Raw genomic sequence first — 19,781 nt, 5'->3', positions numbered from 1 at the left:
ATCATTTTTGACCGTGCGGCGGAATGAGTGAGATGACAACGGAGACATATGACTATCGAGATCGCGGAAACGGCTGACCCGTCCGGGCTCGAGGTATACGATTCCATCGAGCAACGCCGCCTCCAGATCGAAACGCCGGGGTCGGTGTCGTTCGACGCCATCGAGACGGGGCAGTTCTGTTTCCCGGTCGACGAGACGTGCCGGTTCGAGACCGACGCGCTCACGTTCAACCAGCTCTACTCCGTCACCGTTCACGACGAAACCGGCCGCACGGAGGCGAGTTTCGACGCCAGTGAAACGGTCCGACTCGAGGAACGCACCCAGTTCGTCGGGTTGAGCGGCCCGATCAAGCTGTACTGTCGCATCGACGCACCGGGCACGATCGACATCGGGCTGACGTCGGTCCGGATTTCGACCGATCGAGAGACGACGGTCGAACTCGGCGCGCGGTCACTTCACGACCGGCCGCGGGGGACGATCACCACACCGCCCGACGTCGAATCGATGATGGAGGCCGTTTCCGCGCTTCCGTCCGCTCTCAAAACGACCTCGCCGGAGCGGACGTGGCCGACGTTGCGCGGCCATCCGCCGTTGCTCGAACTCGGCGACCGACTCGAGATTCCCGACGCTATCGATCGACCGGACGGAGAGATCTCGCTGACCGTCCCGCGGGAGTACGCTTCGGTGTATCAGGCCGCTCCGCTCGCGTTCTTCCTCGGGGCGACGATCCGGCCCGGGACCGAACCGATGCTCGAGACGTCGCGCTTCGAGTACTCGCTCTCGACTTCCCGCTCGTTCGAAGACGAGATCGCCCGACTCCTGAAGCGATTTTTCTTTCTCGACGCGATCGTTCGCATGGACGGGATGTTTCAGTACGAACTGCTAGAGCGGTCCTCGATCGAGGACGATCTCCCGTTCGACCTCGCGGAAACGTACGAGTTGCCGCTTTCTCACCGGCTCGACCGATACCTCGAGATTCCCTTCGAGGTGATCGAACCTCACGTCCCGCGGTGGCCGCTGACCGCCCACGTGCCGTCGGCGCCCGAAAGCGCCTCGTTACTCCCGTTCGTCGTCAACGAACTCGGGATCGTTCGCGAGACGCGGGGGCGGACGCCCGAGTCGATCCCGACTCCGGAGACGACGAGTTCGCAACTCGTTCGGTCGGCGACACTGTCTCGCTCTCCCTCACAGCTCCGAGAGGAGTCTGAGTTCGTCGTTCCAGCCGTGACGGGCGAGTCCGTCGAACACGCCTGGTTCGGGGACGGTATTCCCCAGCAGGCCTCGAAGGCGACGCTCGAAGCGTACCGGAGTCAACTCGAGCACAGGAAACCGGTCGAGTCGATCGAACTCCTGCTCGTCTGTAACGACGTTCGGATGATGGACGAACACGACTCGCTCGACGGCAGCTACGGCAACCGGGAGGACCTCCCCTTCGAAATCGACTCGGAGTTCGGCGTCGGGTCCGAGCAACTGGCCGCGCTGCTAACCGACGGCGGCTACGACTTCTTTCACTACATCGGGCACGCGACCGAAGACGGACTCCGCTGTCCCGACGGGGATCTCGACATCCGAACCCTCGAGTCGGTCGACCTCGGCGTCTTCTTCCTGAACGCGTGTCGGTCATACGAACAGGGGCTCGCGCTCACCCGCCGCGGCGCGTTCGGCGGCGTCAGCACGTACGCCGACGTCATCAACGAAGACGCCGTCACGGCCGGCGAGACCATCGCCAGACTGCTCAACCGCGGGTTCCCGCTTCGGGGGGCGCTCGAAATCGCTCGAGACAACGACATGCTCGGAGAGCAGTATCTCATCGTCGGCGACGGGTCGACGGACATCGCCCAGTCGGACGGCGGTGCGCCGATGCTCGTCGCGATCGACTCTCGCGACGGGGACGGATACGATTTTTCCGCCAAATCGTACTCGACGAAGGAGTTCAAACTGGGAACTACGACGGCGTCGCCTATCGATTCGGTATCCGACTGTCATCTCACTCCGGGCCACACGCCGCAGTTGCCAGTCGAGACGATGGAGCTTCAGGAATACCTGACCTGGACGGAGTTGCCGGTCGTCGTCGACGACGAGTTACACTGGAACGACGGCGTCGGAACGTCGCTCCTGAATTGAAAACAAGGGTCTTTGCGACGGCGGATTCGATACGGTTCAGTTTTGTTCGCGACGGGACGCTTCGAAGCGGGTGTCTCCCGAGATCAGGGTCCCACTTGGGACATGCTTCCTGCTGCGACCGACCCTGCCTGACTGAGCAGGACGAACAGGGTAAACAGCGCGCCGATCATTCGAGGGTGCTTTGCCAGGTAGTCTTTCATGCCGTTTTTCGCGGACATTGCAATCCAATGGTTACTGCCAATGGAAATAAATCTATCTAATAGTTACATATATGAATTATTATGGTTCAACGAGGGAGCTCCTCGAAAAGGGAGACGGCGGTGGGATCCCGGTTTTCAGCGGCTATTCAGCGACAGTTCCGCACTCGAGGGCAGTAGCGTGTCGGTGCAATAATTCCACTGATTCGGGCCAGCGACAGCCGCGACGACCACAACCGCCGGCCGTTCCGACGGTCTATCCCGCTGGGTCATCGCCGGCCGCGATGTCGGCCAATTCCGTGGAGACTCCCTCGAGAGACGCCGAGGGAGCTGTTCGCATCGCTCGTGTCGTATTTCGGAGTCGGTTAAAAACGCTCTCGGTTTTCGCACCAGTTGAGAACCGGACCGCGACGCGAGGAACGGACAGCCGCGTTAGTGTGCTCGCTCTGCTGCAACCGGCTCGAACGCGTTTGCGGTCCCGTTGTCGGCGGTCCCCTCGTCAGACGAATTGGTGCCGTCCGCGTCCGTGCTTCCGTCGTCGGTCTCGTTACCGGTGGTTTCGTTACCCGACGTTTCGTTCCCGGTCGTTTCGTTGCCGGACGGATTCTCGACCTCCTCGAGGCCGCCGGCGCTGACGGTCTCGCCCTGAACCACTGCGGGCTCGGGAACGGTCGTCTCTCCGGTGAACTGCCGCAGTCCCTGTTCGCCGGACTCGAAGACGCTGATGGTGTAGTTACCGGTCGCCTCGACGCTGCTGTCGGTGTAGCCGTCCTCGACGCCCAGCTCGTCGTTGGTCGCGTACGGGACTGTCACTTCGAAGCTCCCGTCGTCCGCGAGCGACGCCTGCTGTCTGTACGTGAACGTCCGTCCGGTATCTGTCTCGAGATCGACCGCTACGACGGCCGTCGCGTTAGCAGGGTCGATGTCGTCGGCATCGTCGACGCTCCCGGTGATCGTCGCCCCCTCGACGCGCTCGTAGGTTTTCACCGATGAGACGACATGACCGTCCCACACCGGATTTCCGAGGCCCTGATAGACCTGATTATTGCTACGGGCCTGCGCTAGCTGCTGTTGGATCGCCCGCGTCTGGTTCGTCCATCCGGAGCCCCGAAGCTGCAGGGAGTAGCGGGGAATGGCCTGTCCCCTGATACCCATGCCGCCGACGATCGCGTACTTGTCGTTCTCGTGGACTAACCGGTAGTGCTCCATCCCGGCCGCATCCTGCAGGTACAAGGACGAGAGCGTCGTATTGTCGTAGTTCTCGTTGGCGGTCGGCAGCGCTTGCGTCTGGTTCCCACCGAACGCGAACTCCTCATTATTGATGTAGTGGCCGTAGTCGGGTCCGGACCACTGCGTGATCGGACTGAACTTCTGCCCGGCCATCTCGTTGTCGATCATCACGTATCGGACATCCTCGCCCGAATCACTGCCCGAAGTCGCCTGCCGGAGTTCCTCGGTGGAGCGATCGGCGACCGGTTCGCCCGCAGCGATCGCGTCGAGGATCAGTTCCGCCCGCTCCTCGGACTCGGCGGTCAGATATGCCGACGACGACCGCGCGTTCTGCTGGAACGGGTTCGAGTGCGGAATCCGTTCGGCCTGAGTCGTTATCAGGTGGCCGTAGTCCCACCACGACATGACGCCGTAGGCTCCCTCCGGATACTCGTAGTTACCGTCACCCGGAGTGTACGTCCCGTAGTAGTCGAGTTCGTCGGCGTTGTTCGCGCCGCCGTAGTTCCCCGGTGCGGGCGTGTTCTCTTTGAGCCAGTGGTTCGATTCTTCCCAGTTCATCGTGCTCCCGCTCACACCGGTCTGTTTGCCTTGATCCCACGCGGTCGCCTGCGCGAGCGGTGGCAGGAGCGGTGCGAAGAGGAGCAAGACGACGAGCAGGACGACGATCACCTGATAGGTCTCGACCTGTCTGACGGAGTCGAGACTGCTCTCGAGGTCGAGGTCGAAGAGGCGGGTGATTTCCGCGATGAACGCCGCGTTGACCACCGCGACCGCGAGCGTGAGGTAGTACATGAAGCGCACCTGCGTCGCGGCCATGCTGATCAGGAACACCGTCCAGACGATTACCAGCGTGTGCTCGGCGCGGAATTTGCGACCGAGGAGCGGCCGAATCGCGAGGAAGGCCAGCCCGGCGAGCATCGTGTAGAACGCGCTCCCGAACTCGGTGAAGACGCGGTTGAAGAAGTCCTCCGGCGGCTGGGCCTCGGCGATGGTGAGGTCCGTCGCCGTCCCGCCGAACGGTAGCATGCGACGCGTCGCGTTCCCGATGATCGAGTCGAACAGACTCGGGACGGCGAGCCACATCACGACGAACGTCGCGACGATGAGTCCGCCGATCGCGACGGGGTAGTATTGGCGCTCGAGGCCGCGATTATTCCATTCGCGTGCGAGCCAGGCCATGAAGACACAGCCGGCGGCCACGAGGACGGCGCTGAGCGGCTGGAGCAACCCGAAGTTGGTCGAGCCTGTGCTGCCGGGCTGTTCCATGAGTAATATCGTCAGGAGGGCGGTCACGCCGAGGCTCACCGCGCCCACGAAAGCGACGTGATCCGGTGAGACACCGCGGAGGTAATCGAGACAGAGCTGCACGGTAAAGAAGATGGCGAAGATACCGATCAGAAGGATCGCCGACGGCCAGACCCAGATGTAGAGCGTGAGCGCGAGTCCGGCGAGAGCACTGTAAATGGCGGGCCGTCGGAGTCCATCCCAGTCCCTGTCGACGACCAGTTCGTAGATCGGCTTCTCCCGTTCGGCAACGGTGAGCGCGACCATCATCGCGAGGACCGCGATCGCCATGAACAGGACCTCGCCGACGTGGTGGTCGAGTTGGCCCACCGTCGATCGAGAGAGGAACTGCCCCTTCGCAAGTGCGAGCACGAGCACGGAAACGATGCCACCGATCGTGCCGCCGAGCCGCCGACCCGCGTAAAAGACGGGGATCGCGACGAGCGCGGCCATGACCGGAATCGAGAGCAGCGAGACCGTATAGAGGGTTTGCTGCGACGGATCGCCGAGTCCGACGATCATGGCGACGGTGACGATGAGCTGGTCGAACAGCGTGCCGAACTGGCCGACGTAGGTGCCGGTCGGGAACCCCGTCCAGACCTCGTACGGCATCGTGTGCGGATAGTTTTCCGCCGTCCAGTTGATCGTCCGCCAGTGATACCACGAGTCGACCCCCGCCAGGGCGGGCGTTCCGTCCTCGGTGACGAACCGATCGTACGACTGGGTTCGCAACCAGACCATAAACAGCATCACGACCCCGATTACGGGGAGGTGATACCAGTCTCGGAACGACTCGAGGACGGACGTTTCGGTCCCGTCCTCGACGCGTTCGGTGTCGGTGCTCATTAGCAAGTACCAACCACAAGTCAAGAATAAGCCTTTTGACTTTCCTCCCCGCCGTGCGGACGAGAATTCTGTGACAATTGATGGAAAAGGCTTATCCTCACCTCACCGAATTCCACCGTCGATGAAGATTTACGAGTCATTTTTCTAAGCGACAGTTATGACTATCTGGTTGAACAATCTTGGTGAGGCAGCTTAATCCGACAACGCGTCCGAAAGAACACCCCTGACAGTGATTCGGAATGACTCACTAATCGCTATGAGACTCACAAAGTAGACGAGTCCACCGAGACCGATAAGAACCAGCAGTTCTCCCCACCATGAAACTCCAGTAATACCGTGCAGCCGGTCAACGAGAACGAACATTGTGGCACCAGCAAGCAGTTGGTGTCGTAACGGCTGGGTGAACAGGGAGATGTCCAGAAAATACTGTTTAATCGTGTATGAAAGCGCCGTGTACCTTACGACTTCAGAGATAACCGTCGCGGCAACGATACCCAGGATCCCGTATTTGAGCAGTAGAGTGTAGCCGAGACCAACGTTCAGGATGAGGACAATCAATCCAATTCGCGTATTGATATCTGGCCGATCTAGGCCAGCGATTGTCGATGCTAACTGCGACGATTGCATGTTCAGCACGCGGAAGAACGCTAATCCGATAAGAACGAGGCCAATACCGGAGTACTGTGGTCCGAACACTGTCACAAGGAGGTCATTCGGCATTGCAGCAGCGCCGAAGAAAATCGGGATGGCAAGGACACTCGCGTAGCCGAGTGAGTTAGTGACATCGTCAATTATCGCGTCAGGCTTGTCACGGCTCCAGTGGTCGCTCACTCGTGCCATCAGTCCCATCGATGCGACCCCACCGATGAACGTTCCTACCATCGTGAGCTGCATCGAGACTTGATACTCCCCGACTGTTGCCGAGGAGAGTAGTGCACCAAGGAGAAGAATGTCCACCCGTGATTGCGTAGTTCCGATGAATCCGTTTGGAATGCTGTATTTCGCGTACGACGTGATATTGGCCAATGACTCCCGAGACGGTCGTGCAGGTCGCACGCCGATACGATACAAGATGTAAGGGACAGTCAGAACCGTCGCAACTGCCAATCCGTATACCATTCCAGCGGTCCCGAAGCCCAGAAGGACGAATACTAACTGAAGTGGCGTCGTAAACAATGATCGAAGAGTATCGGCCCATTCAGCGGCCGAGAAGTTGGACCGTGCTGAGAGAATCCGATTCGTCACTGCAAAAAAACAGATGGCTATGAAGAGCACACTAAAGGGAGCAAGTAACCCTGATAGATCGTAGATTCCCGTGTACTGCTGGAACAAAAACATAAGAGGAATGAGGACTATTGAAAGTACTGCCGCGCCGAGGAGCCCAGAACCGAGTGCTTCTGCAGTCGGGAATCCTCTTTCGGAGATACGCTTCTTACACGCGACACCCCAGCCAGTTACGGGATTATCAAGAACGTTAACAAGGGTGATAACGACGTAGAACGTCCCATAGCCGCTTGGCCCGAGTGTGCGAGCGAAAATAATCGATCCAAGAAATCCGATGGCGGCCATGACGAACTTCGCGAGGACGCCTTTCGAAATCTCAACGCCGAAGTCCGCCTCTCCCGCACTCATATATAACCGAGATCACGGAGCCGCTCTTCGTTAATATCGAGGCGCTCAGAATTGTTTTGTACCTCTCCGGCATTCCTGTCAACCCACTTTGGGACATCAAAGACAGTTCGAGGGACAGAATCGCATGTAGAACTTGCGAACGCCCGCCATGAATGGCTACCTGAGCTCAGTCCGCGGTCGTCTTCGTCCCCGTACCACTCGACGACCATTCCGTGGTCACTCAGTACAAGTAAGTCATCGTCGTCGTTGAGCGCGTCACGAATCTCAGCAACGAATTCACCGGCTCGTTTGTACGTGTCGCGGAGCCGTGTTCGTTCATCACAGTACGCATGACCCGCTGCGTCCAGCAAATGAATATGAACACCGGCGACAGCAATGTCATGTTCAAGCATTTCGCGCGCCCAACCGAACTGTTCGGCCGCAAGCCCGCAAATATCGCGATCGAACTCAGCGTTCGTCTGCCCCTCCCGCCACATTATATTCCATGCACGTTTCAGTTCCTCGCCATTGTGGACTCCTGGCCAGTTATGGACGATTCGATCATCCCCCTCGAACATATGCGGTACGTCGACTTCCGCGATCGTATACTCTGCGCCAGTCACCCGCTCGACGAGATTTCCAAGATCCGACCGCATCGACATAGTGAGCTGGCCGGTAAAATTCGAGAGAAAATCGACTAGGGGGTTGTCCCACGAACTCGTTCCACCGCTTACACCGTGGTCACGGGGGTCGACTCCTGTCGCAATTGTCGCCCAGGCTTCCGGTGTATACGGCTGGTCGCGCATCTCGGCAACAGTCTCCATCTTTCCGTGATTCTGCAACTGCAGTGTATCTATATCGAATTGCTCGACGAGTGCCGCGTCGAGCGCGTCAAGACCAAGGATAACCAGTGTCATCGTTACTGTATATAACCCAAGTCGCGGAGGTGTTCTTCGGGCAGCTCCATGGACTCTCCCTCTCGTGCTACATCACCAAGACGGGACTCTACCCACTCACGGACATCTACGACATCCACTGGTACAGTATCGTCGGTAGACGCAACGTGGGGGCGCCACGAATGTTGTCCCGGCGTTTCGTCATCGAGGAATTTTGTTTCGATCTCTTGGTCTCCGAGAAGCAAAAGTTCGTCGTCCTCGCGCAGCAGGACCTGAATATCACTGACACGAGTATTGACCCAGTGGTAGAATTCGCTCAATTTCTCTTCATCCTTAGCGTACACGTGGCCAGCAGCATCAAGAATGTGTATATGGCATCCGACATCCATCTGTAATCGGAGTGCGTCTAAATCGAAGTGGTCGATCGATGCATGGTTGATCGCATCAATTGCGAGAACTACAACGGTCATTAACGTAGTGTTTTCCTTGGGTCGCTTAGTACACGCGGTTTCTAATACTTCCTAGTCGGCCAGTCTGCGATAGATCTCGAGATATTGTTTGCCTATCTTCTCGTAGTCGTGGTCCCGTTCGATCTTCTCGCGGGCGTTCCGTCCTATCTCCTCGGCCAGTTTATCGTCCGCGAGCAGTTCGAGCATTGAGTCCGCCAGCGCGTCCGCATCACCGGTCGGTACGATGTAGCCGTCAGTGCCGTGGCGCGTGAGGTCGCGTGCGCCCGAGACATCCGTTCCGATCACGGGACACCCGGCGGACATCGCTTCCAGTCTGACGTGGGAAAACCCTTCCGAGAGGGAAGAGTGTACGAACGCGCGAGCACGGTGCAGCAACCTGAGGAGTTTCTCGTCCTCGACGAACCCGTGGAACGTCACCGAGTCCTCGAGGCCAGCCGTCGCAACTCGTGCCTCGAGGTCCTCACGCAACGGTCCGGTACCGACGACGTGGAGTTCTGCGTCCGGGAACTCTTCCGTTACCGTCGTCATCGCGTCGAGCAGGAACCGGTGACCCTTCCGTTCAATGAGATTCCCGACGGTGACGAACGACTGGTTCCCGGGGGCAGCTCGGAACGGGAACTTCTCCATATCGACGCCGTACGGAATCACGTCTATCTTCTCGGCATCGGTGTACTGTTCGAAGCGTTCCTTCGCATTCGAGTGCACAGCGACGATTCGATCTGCTCGTTCGAGTGTCGCGCCGAACAACCGCTCACGTATCGGGTCGAGGCCGTTCCGCACGACGGGTTCTGCTGCACGTGGAGCGAATGCCTCGAGTATACTCGGAACGTCACGATCTATCTGCCGCGCCAGTACTCGCTTGAATTCGGCTGACGGGACAGCGTGCCCGCCCTCTGCGGGACCGATGAGGAACGGCGTGTCCATATCGGGCGGGAGCAGGACGGCGGGATTGAACTCTCGGAACCCGAGGTTGGCATGTTGGTAGACATCAACCTCTTCAGAGCGGACCTCCCTGTAGAGTTCTCTGTAGAGTGACGCGAAGTAGAAGAGTCGGTTCGGTTTGTCGTGGGACCGAACAGAGACGTTCGACGGAAACACGCTAGAGTCCGCACTGAGATGGTTCACATGTACATTCACGCTGATATCGTCTGCATCAACTTCTCGGAGCAACCGGTATGTTCGGGCATAACCCCCCGAATAGAGAACGACTTCGGTCGGTGCTGCAAGGACACGTATCATTGCTTTCCGCGTTGGTTTCGGATACGATCAGATAAGCCCATTGTAGTACTCAAACGGTTCGGCTCCGCAGAGCCGTCCGAGTGCGCCCGTTACGCCTTGTACCCGAGTGCCTGCAACCGGTCTTCCAGGTCAGATTCGTTCTCATATTCGTCCATGGCTTCAGGGGTTCTCGTTCCGTCGTCTTTCGCGTCAACTTTGACCCAGGGGACGCGCTTCAGACGTGGAATCGGTGCCCACCTCGGATGTTCATACAGCCCCCACTCCCCGAGGAGTTCGGCATGGTCGGCTGAGAGGTAGACGTTGTCCGCTGCGAGATTCTCCGCAAGTACCACCACCTCCTCTAGCCCTAGTTTTAGCGTCTCTTTGTACCCGCTTCGAAGTTCCTCGTCGGACAGCACCCCGACACGAGCGTACTCTGTCTCCGTCCAGTCGACTGTCACATCACCCATATCGGTGTTAAACTCGTACTCGATATTGATGCTCGGGTGCGGCGTGTGCGGTTGCATGTACCAGACAAGCATTCGGTCTGGATTATCCTCACGCCAGCGGCGAATCGCGTGATCCGTAACCACTTCGGGCGGGAGAATGCCGCGTTCTTCGTCCCAGTACGTCTCCAGGAGCGTCTCTACGGAGTGGAACTCTGATTCGTCAAGTTCCTGCTCGGTCTATCCGTTACCGGAGACGATTGCCAGTTCCTCCTTTTCGTCAGCCGGCAGCGTTTTGAGACACTTGTTCACCCACTCGATACTGGACGACGCCGGCGAATATCGGGTGTCTATCTCCTTAATCCAGTTGAAGTCCTCCTCCTGGTCCACTTGCCGAAGGTAGTCAGGTCGGCAGCTATCGAGGAGAATGAGCACATCCCAATCCGGCTCAAACTGTGACGTTCCGTAGTTGACGGATTGATCAAGTCGCTTTGCACCGCCGACCATCAATTTCGAGAAAGCCCCCCGGGCACCACTGATGCCAAATTCAGTGACCTCTGCCTTTGACTCGTGAACCCATTCATTCAACCCCATTTTAATTAACCTGTGTTAGAAGAGCTATGTTAAAAGCCTATCACATTTAAAACCGGCCTCATTCTGATGTTTTCCACATCAGAAGTTTCGAGAGTTCACCTTACTAATGGAACACATCATGCATAGCCATTTGCTTTAAGTCGTTCAAGTGCTGCTTGTGAGATATCCGGTCTATCCGACGTTTCAGAAGATTCTTCAAGCCGTTCTACAAGATCATCCAATTCATCCTTGAATTTATTTGACGTATGGGCGCCGCATAATTCCCAACCATCTATGGATTCGTACTCGTAGCCGTCAGTTGTGACGATACCTCGGAATACAGAATCGTATCTCTCAACATTGTGTCCCATTTTAGAAAGCTTCTGAACTCTGTCTTGGGGAAGTCCGTGACCTTCAGTCAGGTACGTCCGGCTCCCCCTTTTCTCCTCTAATAACGACTCCCCTCTTCGATTAGAGTGAATTCCGGCGAGTTTGAGCACAGTCGGATAAACATCAAGGAGACTGACCACCGAATCACGTTCCGTGTTTTCCAACCCCTCTCCTGATACTGCCAAGGGGACATGAGTCAGTTCAGGAAATAGACCGTATTCGTGACCGTAGTACGCATGCTCCCCAAGTAGCTCTCCGTGATCTCCAAGTGTGATCACAAAGTCCATCCGCCTGGTAAGATCTGCAAACAATTTCCTATAGGCGTCAGAGAGGTAAGAGACTGCTGCATTGTATGCCTCAGCCGTTTGAGATTCATCTAGCGGTTCAAAGTGGTGCTGGAGACCAAGTTCACTTGGTGCCGAGCCAGAGACATACTCCTGAGGAATCATATCATAGGGAGCATGTGCTTCCATTAGATTGAAAAAGACAAATTCGTCTTCATTGAGTCTTTGACTCTTGAGCCACTCAATCGCTTCGGTAATACCACTATCTTTATCTTGACGGTCTCTGGCTTCACGCAGCTTTATTTGGAGACCGACCTTGAGTGACCGAGCGGTGTCTACGTCCTTCTGGAAACATTTCAATAATGCTCTTCCAAATCGGCGGATTCCTTCGTCTCCGTACTCCTCGTGGAATGCTCTCCAGTCGAGGATCTTGTCGAACATCGGGAGATTGTCGAAAGAACCGTCAAACGTCTGGAATCCCCTATCGAAGTTGAATGCAGGAGTCACAAATGGATTTGCAGAGAATCCTCTGGTTGAGAATCCCTCCGAAACCAGTGTCTCGGACAGTGTTGAATCGCTACAGGTGAGCGGTTTCGAGTTTGCCAAACTTCCGTGTTCAGTCGGATATTTTCCAGTAAATAGTGAACCATGCACGGGAACTGTCCAATGACTTGGAGACCAAGCGTTCTCAAAACGATGGCCAGGAAGCCAGTCAAAGTGGTCGTCAAACGCATCCTTCCGCAAAGTATCTAGAACGACGAGAGCAATTCGGGTCATATGGTGCTAATGTTGTGTGCGAATTTATACTATCGCTTTTTGTTCAGGGAGGCAGTAAGGACGTAGATATCGTCCTTGGGTACTTCGGGTGAAACTTCTTCAATTTTATATCCACGTTGCTTTACTTTTTCCTTCACATCCTCAGTAGGCGAACCTAGTTCACCGTGTGTCTCAACAATTAACGTTGCCGGATTACACTCAATTCGGGGGAGAATCTTTTGCTCCGCTCCTTCACAATCGAGAATCAACAAATCACAGTCGGGGAGTTCCTCAGGAGGAATTGTTTCTACACCAGTAGAATTTCCCCACACATCGCGGTCTTCCCCGACAATTTTTGTTCGAACCTTAACTATATCTTGAACGTCGTTTAGAGCAAGAGTTCGTCGGATCTTGTCTGTATAATCTTTTCCACCCTCATAGACAATTACGTTTCCATTCGGCCCGACAACATGAGCAGACGCTACGGCAGACACACCTTTCCCACCCCCGACCTGTGTAATACTATCTCCCCTACTCCCGTATCTCCGAACCGCCTCAATAAGTGCTCCCTCATATTCTGGAAAGGTCACTTTTTGGTCAAAAAGCGGGGCCTCCTTCACTGGCACACCGTTGTACACTGCTATTTTAGTGGGGAGAAAAGGTCGTGCCACTCTATTGTAGGGAATTCTTAGAATTCGACGTATCAAGGACGATTTCCCGTGCATGTACCACCAATTATTCCCTTCCGGTATAATCTATTCCATTACTGGAGGCCTTATTTATATAATATGGTGGAATCTGTGGCTCCCGAATCATTTAAGAATAGCCAGCAACGATTCCTGCTATGTCTATTGCCGCTGTCTTCTCTCAAAACTCCAGTGGAGAAGAGGAAGTGCATCCAGTTCACCGAGAATGGATGAGTTCTGTTGCAGATTCGATCATACATCTCGAATACTCCTCACTACCTAGTCCCCTAAATAAAACATTTTGTAACGGTCTCTCGCAGCTCCGCGTAGGTACTCTCCCCGAATCAGATGTATACCTCCTAGAAAAACCAAAACATCTATATTTCTTGCCGAAACTCAAGCGTAAAGCCCCCAATTCCACAATAATCTATCTTCACGCTACCTGTCGATTTCTAGGGGCGAAGCAGTACCCTCGAATGGCATGGGGGAGAAAGTGGCCAATTGGTGTTGTTGAGAGGACAGCGGATGGAAAAATGCTACGAGAGCTATTACGACGCTACGTAGATGGAGTAATTACAGTTTCGAAACTCTTGGAGAATCAAATACTAGATTTTGCTGAGATTCCCACCCGAGTAGTCCATCCGTTTGTTCCAAAAGAGCGTGCAAATGAGTTTGCCCAGATTGAACACTCCAATCAAGGAAGATGGATAACCGTATTAGCTGAAAACCGACCTCGAAAAGGGGTCGAATTGGTTGTAGAGGCTTGGAAGGACATTGTCGCGGATTTCGAACAGTACGAACTGCATATCGCTGGGCGTGGGCAGAACTCTCGCTTTCAGGATTGCGAACGTGTTTTAGTTCATGGCTTCGTAGAATCGCTTCCAGATTTCTTTACATCCTCTGATTTACATATACACCCTGCACACTGTGATCCGTTCCCGGTTTCGACAATTGAAGCGATGATGGCCGGTGTTCCCACTATTGTTAGTAAGTATACTGGAACGCGAAAATTGACCTCAGATGTGTCGCGAGAACAAGTCGTTGATACGACGAAGGAATCGGTTCGATCGGCTATGAAAAGGAATCTTAAACGTCCTGAAAGTGATTTGCGTAGCATACGTGAAGAGAGTCGAAGAATTGCTATGGACTATCAAGAAGGAACGGAAGAGACAAACTTTGTCGGTCGATTTAACTCTCTCCTATCACAGGTCAATTAATGACTGGTATTTAACCAGCGATCTTCCCTATCTCCCATAAATTATCTTGTATTCTCTAGCAATTTTATACCAAGTAAAATTCTGAGATAAACTATATGAAGATCTCTTCAACCTATTCAACTCAATTTCTTGTATTAATCGTTTTACAACCGGCGCGGTTTCTGTGCCATTCGGAACTATGGTGACCCCCTCTGATTCTTGAACAGACTTGAACAATGCGAATCCACAGGCATTCGTGATAACCAGCAGGCAACCATTGGCGATCGCCTCTAACGCTGTCATCGAAAAGTTTTCATGAATGGCCGGTATTACTACAACATCCGCATTCTTATAGAGTTGTGTCAACTCCCCTCGAGAGACGAACCCGTGATGATGGTCGTGCCACTCTGCCATTGAGTCCCAGTACTCCCTATCACTAACACCACCGACAATATCGACCTGATAATCCCGGCTCTCTGGGTCGAGCCCTTTCAAGAACTCACGCTGGCCTTTCTTCGGCGTGATTCGACCAGGCAGGAGAATACATGGTGGGTCTGAAACTTCGGATGGCGGTGTCCGTGTTTCAGCATCGATGCCGAGCGGAATCACTGTATCGGGTGAAAATTTCCAATACCTCTCCATCTGGCGCTTGGTCTCCGGACTCGACGCGACGACTGTGTCTGTCCGAGCTGCTCCGATTCGATTCGCTACGTTCAGCAGAATATCGCCTGCGAAATAGCCGTATCCCCGGAAGTCGTCCCGGCAGAGTCGCCAGCGTTCGTAACTGTCTGACGTCCACTGCACCGTCCGGACGTCTGCTTCGAATGGGTACTCCTCGAGCGGGTGAACCAGGTCTGGATCGAGGTCACGAACCTGGTTCCGAACCCACTTGAAGTAGGAGAAGAAGCCAGGAACCGACTGCGGGGTCTTCTCGAAACGAGTGACGTGCACGTCAGAGTGAGGATGCTCGTCTCGGTCGCCGTGCGTAAACGCGTGTACCTCGAGTCCAGTATCTGCAAGCGCTCCCGACAACCCCTCTAAAACCCGCGATGGTCCGGTGTCGGACGTATTGAAGGTACCAGTTAGTGCGATGGTGTCCATTACTCGATCTCAAGTTCGTCGACCGTAGGACTAATCGATGGGGGCAGACTCTGCTCCTTACTTACCCCTGCTTCCAAACCGAGATTGTACGCAACGGTCGAACTCAGGATGTACGGCGCATATCGGACGTGCTTCCTGGAGAGATACGCCAGTCGCCATGCGCGGTCCCATGTCGTGATCGAGCGCTCGTGGTCCTTGTGACAGAACAGATCTCGTGGGACCGTCTTCACGGAGTATCCCGCATCGTGGGCTCGCAGCGAGAAATCCGTATCGCCGTTGTGGCTACGAAGACGCTCGTCGAAGCCACCAACGTCACGCCAGAGCGACTTATAGAAGATCATCACGCGTCCCGCGACCAGTCCGAACTCCCAATCCGCCACGCCGAGCAGCACGTCCTCGTCCACTGATTCGACGAGCGCGTCGAACAACTCTTCGGAGAACGCGATGTCGTCGTCGAGAATGGCGACGATGTCGGTGTCGGCGTTCCGAACCCCGCGGTTGCGCGCCTCGTTCAGCGATCCCTTGCGTTCGACGGTCACTGGAACGTCTTCGGGGACACTCTCCAGCGTCAACACGTTATCTTTAATAGAAGGAATGACGACAGACACGTTCGAATTCATAACAATCAGGAGGTATGAACGCAGTCCTTATCGCTGTTTCCCTTCTCATGATCTTGAAATTGAGCGGCGAGAGATGTGGCTATTTCCGACCACGTCTCGATGTCGCTATCCGGTGTCTGCGATAGTGCTTCGCGGAGTGCACTCGAGATTGTCTCCGGCGACGTAGAAGAAACACCCTTGACCGCAGATTCACTCGTCCAATCTTGTAGTGCACTAGCCTCCCGCACCACACACGGCGTCCCTGCTGCTAACGCCTCCGCAACAGTCATCCCATATGCCTCGAACGTTGAGAGCGTCACGTACACGTCCGCTCCGGCGTACAACCCCGGAAGTCGCTCGTTGTCTACGAAACCGAGAAAGTCGACGCGGTCAGCGACACCCTCCTCGTGAGCGATCTGTTCCAACTCTTCTCGATGGGGACCACTCCCCGCAACGGCTAGATCGTACTCGGGTAACTCCGAGAGTGCTCGAATTACATGCTGGATGCCCTTGTACTCCTCCAGGCGTCCAACACACAGCAGGTAGGGTCGTGCTCGATTTTCCGGTTCGGCCTCCGCGAATCGTTCCACATCGAGGCCGTTTGGAATTACTGTCGCGTTGACGCCGAAGTCCTCTTGCAGGCGGCTATGCTCCCACTCGCTCACTGCAACCACCTCATCTGCTTGCCGGATGGCCCACCGTCCGAGTGGTTTATAGAGGGATAATAACTTGTCTCGGATCCCGCTCGCGCTCGCACCGTGATAGTGCGTCGTCACGACGAATTGTTCGTCTGTCACCCCGAGCGCTGCAAAGAACAGTGAAAGTGCATGGTAGTTGTGCGCGTGTACGATGTCGGCATCTGCACATCGGATGGCAAGCGCCATTTGTGGCGCAGCGTAGAAGGCATTCCCAGGACTGAACGAACGAAATCGACGAATGCGAATACCGTCGTCAGTATTTTCCGACGACACATTTGGTCCAGAGTCAGCACTAAACACGGTTATGTCGTGCCCGCAGTTGGCAAGTCGCGTCGCCATCTCCTGGACATGCGTTTCGATACCGCCAGTGTGAGGTGGATATCTATGCGTAATAAACAAAATTCTCATTCAAACGCCTCCCGTAACTCGTCGTCGACATCCCACGTCCCATCCGAGTCCCCAACCAGCAACTCTAGGCTGGCGCGCAACAGCGACACCTGCGTATCGAAGATTGAATACAGCGCCTGCACTGGCCCCAGCAGGTCTCGTTGTCCGAGATACGTAAACAGGCCGACTCCAGCGGGCAACACTATGCCACCGACACCGAGCAGCGAAATGGCCCCACCGGTTCCGACTACGAGCGTCGCCGCTAGCAGCCACGGCGAGGCGATCATGAACCACCAGTTGAACGGCAATACAACGCGTCCGTACCGCCCGTATTTCCCGAGCGCGTCGCTGTGTTGGACCAGAAGTCGAATCAGCCCCATGCCGCGCCTATCCTTTTGCTTTCGCCGTTTTACGAACTCGGAGTGAGAGGCTTCCATGTACCGTACGGAGGGATCGAAAATAACGCGCTTACCCTGCCGACGAATCTTCAGCGCGAGTTCAGTATCATCAGCCAGCGAATTCGGATCGAGCGGGAGCAATGCGCCGTTCTCGAATGCGGAGAATGGCCCGTGAAAGATTAGCGTCGAATCGAGATGCGACTCGAGTTGCTGGATATGACTCTGGACGCCGCGATACCCTGATTCGACCTCGCTACCGCCGAGAACCTCGACGTTCTGGCCGGTAACAGCCGCAATTTCGTCGTCAGCAAGATTCGCAGCGGCTTCGCGAAGGGCGTCCGGCGCGAGCTTGGAGTCGCAGTCGGTCTTGACGACCATCTCATTTGACGCGGCATCGTAGGCGTCGTTGAGCGCCGGCGCGAGCCCGCGACGCTCGTCCTCCTCCAGCAGCACCAGCTCGGGCGCCTCGAGATCTGCAATGTACTCTCGGATGATCGTCCGAGTATCATCAGTCGAAGAATCAACAACGACGAGTTCGACTTTCTCCATCGGATAATCGAGTTCGAGCACGTCCTCGAGTTTCGTCTCGACGATCTGTTCTTCGTTATACGTCGGGAGGACGATACTGACGGTCGGTTCGGCAGACTCTTTGTCAGCAGGTGACCCCTCTGGTCGAATCCACGCGTAAAGAAGGAGGTAGCAAATGTAGGGCGCGGCCGTCACCGCAAGAAGCGAGGCAGCAGCCACGACAAGCAGATTCATGAACGAGGGTTGTGAGCGATGGATAATAAACTTCTTCGTCCTCGGATGCAGTCATACTACAACTATTATCAGTCCATACGTCGGTTGGTCGTCAATATCTAGTGCTACAGCTAATATGGCTGTCCAACCGTTAATAGCAAGAATCATTAAGTATACGGAACGCGCTCATCCGAACTATGGCAACCCTCAGAAATCAAACCGATCAGTCTATAAAACTCTTAGAGCTTCTTGAACAGACTGCGTGTTCCTTCTGTAACGGAGGTCATCTCGTTCGAGATCAATACAAGGGAAACGAGGCCGTTGTTTGTTCGTCTTGCGGAACACCTGGTGCACAAGTGTGGAACGGACAATAGTTCTTCCACATCCACTCCCCCAGTCTACATTTCTCAGTCCAGTATCTCACTCGAGCGACGCCGACTCTTCAGTTCGCCGCGTCCCAATCCGCCCCTTGACCGCCCAGACGAGTACCGCACACAGCCCGGCGACGAGCGCCGGCCAGCGGTCGGTGCTCAGGTAGAGCCCGCCCGCCGGCAGTCGGTACTCGGTTAGCGGCCAGAAGGCGGCGTAGGAGTACCCCGTCGAGGTCATGAGCCCCAGATCGAGGACGTGGTGTGACGCCGCACCGATCGCGACGAGTACGACGACATCCCGGCGGTACTCCGGTGCGAACAGGAGCGAGCCGAAGAGCGTCACGACGATCGTTCCGCCGAGAAGGTGGAGCGGCGCCCACGAGAAGGGGATGTCGAGCAGATAGCTGACGAACTCGTCCGGGAACAGGAGGTTGATCTTCGTGAAGTCCGGAGAGAGCGCGCCGATCATCACGAGCGTCACGTGCGCACGCCGCAGCCGCGCGTACCGAATCGACAGGAGCGTCCCGATGACGTAGCCGATGATGACGTGCGTGAGGACGTCAGTCACTGCGATCACCGCCGCTCGCGCCACCTCGAGTCCCGGGGATCACGTCCCGAAGGGAGAGCGGATCGTCCCGCGGGACGACCGCGAACCGACCGAAATCGAAGCGCCAGTCGCGGGCGAATCGACCGAACGCCCAGAGCCCGCCGAAAAACGAGACGACGAGCATGTAGGCCGTTCCGGAGACGTCGCCGATCGTCGTTCGGTCGACGACGAGGGTCGACTCGTCCTCGAGGGTCCCGAACGCGCTCACGCGATCACCCTGCTCGAGGGACGCGTCCGAGTTCTGGAGTCCGCTGTCCGCGTTGACGAGGGTGAACCTCCCGTAGCCGCTGGCGCGCGTTGCGATAACGACGGGGTCCGTGTCGACGACGCGACCGCCGAGGACGACCTGCTCGCCCACGTAGGCCTCGCGGTTCGGGGTGACATCGACTTCGTCCGGATAGCCGCCGCTCATCAGATCAGAGGGGACCGCGCCCGCCCACAGGACGAGCCCGGCCAGAATCGCGAGGAGGGCGACGCCCGCCACGAGACGGCCGCGTTGGCCGAAGGGTTCCTGCATGTGTCTCTAGAGAAGTCTCGAACCGCAAGAATAGCTTTCGTGTTGGTGACGGTCACCGATCGGGGCAAGTCGGTGTCCTCGAGAGGCGATCGGAACCGACCGGCGGGGACGAGTCGACGAACCGGGCCGAGCGCGGTCCGCTCGAACCCAAAAAC

Annotated in this window: 18 protein-coding genes; 3 read left to right on the top strand and 15 right to left on the bottom strand. The window is 56.1% G+C overall.

All coding sequences use genetic code 11. The features are described 5' to 3' along the window. Positions 1-48 precede the first annotated feature (48 nt). Positions 49-2,124: a hypothetical protein gene (locus LDH74_RS11600; RefSeq protein WP_226038889.1), complete on the top strand. Its 2,076-nt coding sequence runs from the start codon at positions 49-51 to the stop codon at positions 2,122-2,124. A gap of 629 nt (positions 2,125-2,753) precedes the next feature. Here the strand turns inward: LDH74_RS11600 and LDH74_RS11595 are convergent. The 9 genes from LDH74_RS11595 to LDH74_RS11555 all read right to left on the bottom strand — a co-directional run bounded on the left by LDH74_RS11595 (position 2,754) and on the right by LDH74_RS11555 (position 13,050). Next, entirely contained in the window at positions 2,754-5,681 is a 2,928-nt protein-coding gene (locus LDH74_RS11595; protein WP_226038888.1) for an oligosaccharyl transferase, archaeosortase A system-associated, read from the bottom strand. Between the two features lie 192 nt (positions 5,682-5,873). Further along, a complete protein-coding gene (locus tag LDH74_RS11590) occupies positions 5,874-7,313 on the bottom strand; it encodes an oligosaccharide flippase family protein (protein ID WP_226038887.1) in 1,440 nt (479 codons plus the stop codon). Next, a complete protein-coding gene (locus LDH74_RS11585; RefSeq protein ID WP_226038886.1) occupies positions 7,310-8,209 on the bottom strand; it encodes an alkaline phosphatase family protein in 900 nt (299 codons plus the stop codon). Before LDH74_RS11585 ends, LDH74_RS11590 begins: the two co-directional genes overlap by 4 nt. Positions 8,210-8,211: 2 nt before the next feature. Beyond that, a complete protein-coding gene (locus tag LDH74_RS11580) occupies positions 8,212-8,658 on the bottom strand; it encodes a hypothetical protein (protein ID WP_226038885.1) in 447 nt (148 codons plus the stop codon). A 51-nt stretch (positions 8,659-8,709) separates the two neighbouring features. After that, positions 8,710-9,756: a glycosyltransferase family 4 protein gene (locus LDH74_RS11575; protein WP_345778524.1), complete on the bottom strand. Its 1,047-nt coding sequence runs from the start codon at positions 9,754-9,756 to the stop codon at positions 8,710-8,712. A gap of 230 nt (positions 9,757-9,986) precedes the next feature. Next, positions 9,987-10,403 (bottom strand): hypothetical protein, encoded by a 417-nt coding sequence (locus LDH74_RS11570; protein WP_226038883.1) that lies wholly within the window; start codon positions 10,401-10,403, stop codon positions 9,987-9,989. Positions 10,404-10,562: 159 nt separating this feature from the next. Continuing rightward, positions 10,563-10,916, bottom strand: a complete 354-nt coding sequence (locus LDH74_RS11565; protein WP_226038882.1) for a hypothetical protein — start codon at positions 10,914-10,916, stop codon at positions 10,563-10,565. Between the two features lie 116 nt (positions 10,917-11,032). Beyond that, positions 11,033-12,346, bottom strand: coding sequence for a sulfatase-like hydrolase/transferase (locus LDH74_RS11560; RefSeq protein ID WP_226038881.1), 1,314 nt, complete (start codon positions 12,344-12,346; stop codon positions 11,033-11,035). Between the two features lie 29 nt (positions 12,347-12,375). Continuing rightward, positions 12,376-13,050: a hypothetical protein gene (locus tag LDH74_RS11555; protein ID WP_226038880.1), complete on the bottom strand. Its 675-nt coding sequence runs from the start codon at positions 13,048-13,050 to the stop codon at positions 12,376-12,378. 119 nt (positions 13,051-13,169) lie between these two features. Between LDH74_RS11555 and LDH74_RS11550 the strand changes: the two genes are divergently transcribed. Then, on the top strand, positions 13,170-14,228 hold the full coding sequence (locus LDH74_RS11550; RefSeq protein WP_226038879.1) for a glycosyltransferase family 4 protein: 1,059 nt from the start codon (positions 13,170-13,172) through the stop codon (positions 14,226-14,228). 27 nt (positions 14,229-14,255) lie between these two features. Here the strand turns inward: LDH74_RS11550 and LDH74_RS11545 are convergent, their stop codons facing one another. The 4 genes from LDH74_RS11545 to LDH74_RS11530 are packed head-to-tail and all read right to left on the bottom strand — an operon-like array spanning position 14,256 to position 18,152. After that, complete coding sequence (locus LDH74_RS11545; protein ID WP_226038878.1) at positions 14,256-15,308, bottom strand: glycosyltransferase family 4 protein; 1,053 nt, start codon at positions 15,306-15,308, stop codon at positions 14,256-14,258. Further along, positions 15,308-15,880, bottom strand: a complete 573-nt coding sequence (locus tag LDH74_RS11540) for a glycosyltransferase (RefSeq protein ID WP_226038877.1) — start codon at positions 15,878-15,880, stop codon at positions 15,308-15,310. The genes LDH74_RS11545 and LDH74_RS11540 overlap by 1 nt, the downstream gene beginning before the upstream one ends. Before the next feature lie 53 nt (positions 15,881-15,933). Further along, positions 15,934-17,013, bottom strand: coding sequence for a glycosyltransferase family 4 protein (locus LDH74_RS11535; protein ID WP_226038876.1), 1,080 nt, complete (start codon positions 17,011-17,013; stop codon positions 15,934-15,936). After that, the gene (locus tag LDH74_RS11530) at positions 17,010-18,152 is read right to left on the bottom strand and encodes a glycosyltransferase (RefSeq protein WP_226038875.1); all 1,143 of its coding nucleotides are present in this window, start codon (positions 18,150-18,152) and stop codon (positions 17,010-17,012) included. The genes LDH74_RS11535 and LDH74_RS11530 overlap by 4 nt, the downstream gene beginning before the upstream one ends. A gap of 176 nt (positions 18,153-18,328) precedes the next feature. Between LDH74_RS11530 and LDH74_RS26625 the strand changes: the two genes are divergently transcribed. Next, positions 18,329-18,505: an HVO_A0556 family zinc finger protein gene (locus LDH74_RS26625; protein WP_305082468.1), complete on the top strand. Its 177-nt coding sequence runs from the start codon at positions 18,329-18,331 to the stop codon at positions 18,503-18,505. Positions 18,506-18,551: 46 nt separating this feature from the next. Here the strand turns inward: LDH74_RS26625 and LDH74_RS11525 are convergent, their stop codons facing one another. Beyond that, complete coding sequence (locus LDH74_RS11525) at positions 18,552-19,079, bottom strand: metal-dependent hydrolase (RefSeq protein ID WP_226038874.1); 528 nt, start codon at positions 19,077-19,079, stop codon at positions 18,552-18,554. After that, positions 19,063-19,626, bottom strand: coding sequence for a hypothetical protein (locus tag LDH74_RS11520; protein ID WP_226038873.1), 564 nt, complete (start codon positions 19,624-19,626; stop codon positions 19,063-19,065). The genes LDH74_RS11525 and LDH74_RS11520 overlap by 17 nt, the downstream gene beginning before the upstream one ends. Positions 19,627-19,781 lie beyond the last annotated feature (155 nt).

This window comes from Natrinema sp. DC36, assembly GCF_020405225.1.
Classification (GTDB): domain Archaea; phylum Halobacteriota; class Halobacteria; order Halobacteriales; family Natrialbaceae; genus Natrinema.
Note: the sequence above shows the minus strand (reverse complement) of the source record. Positions and strands in the feature narration are given on the sequence as shown.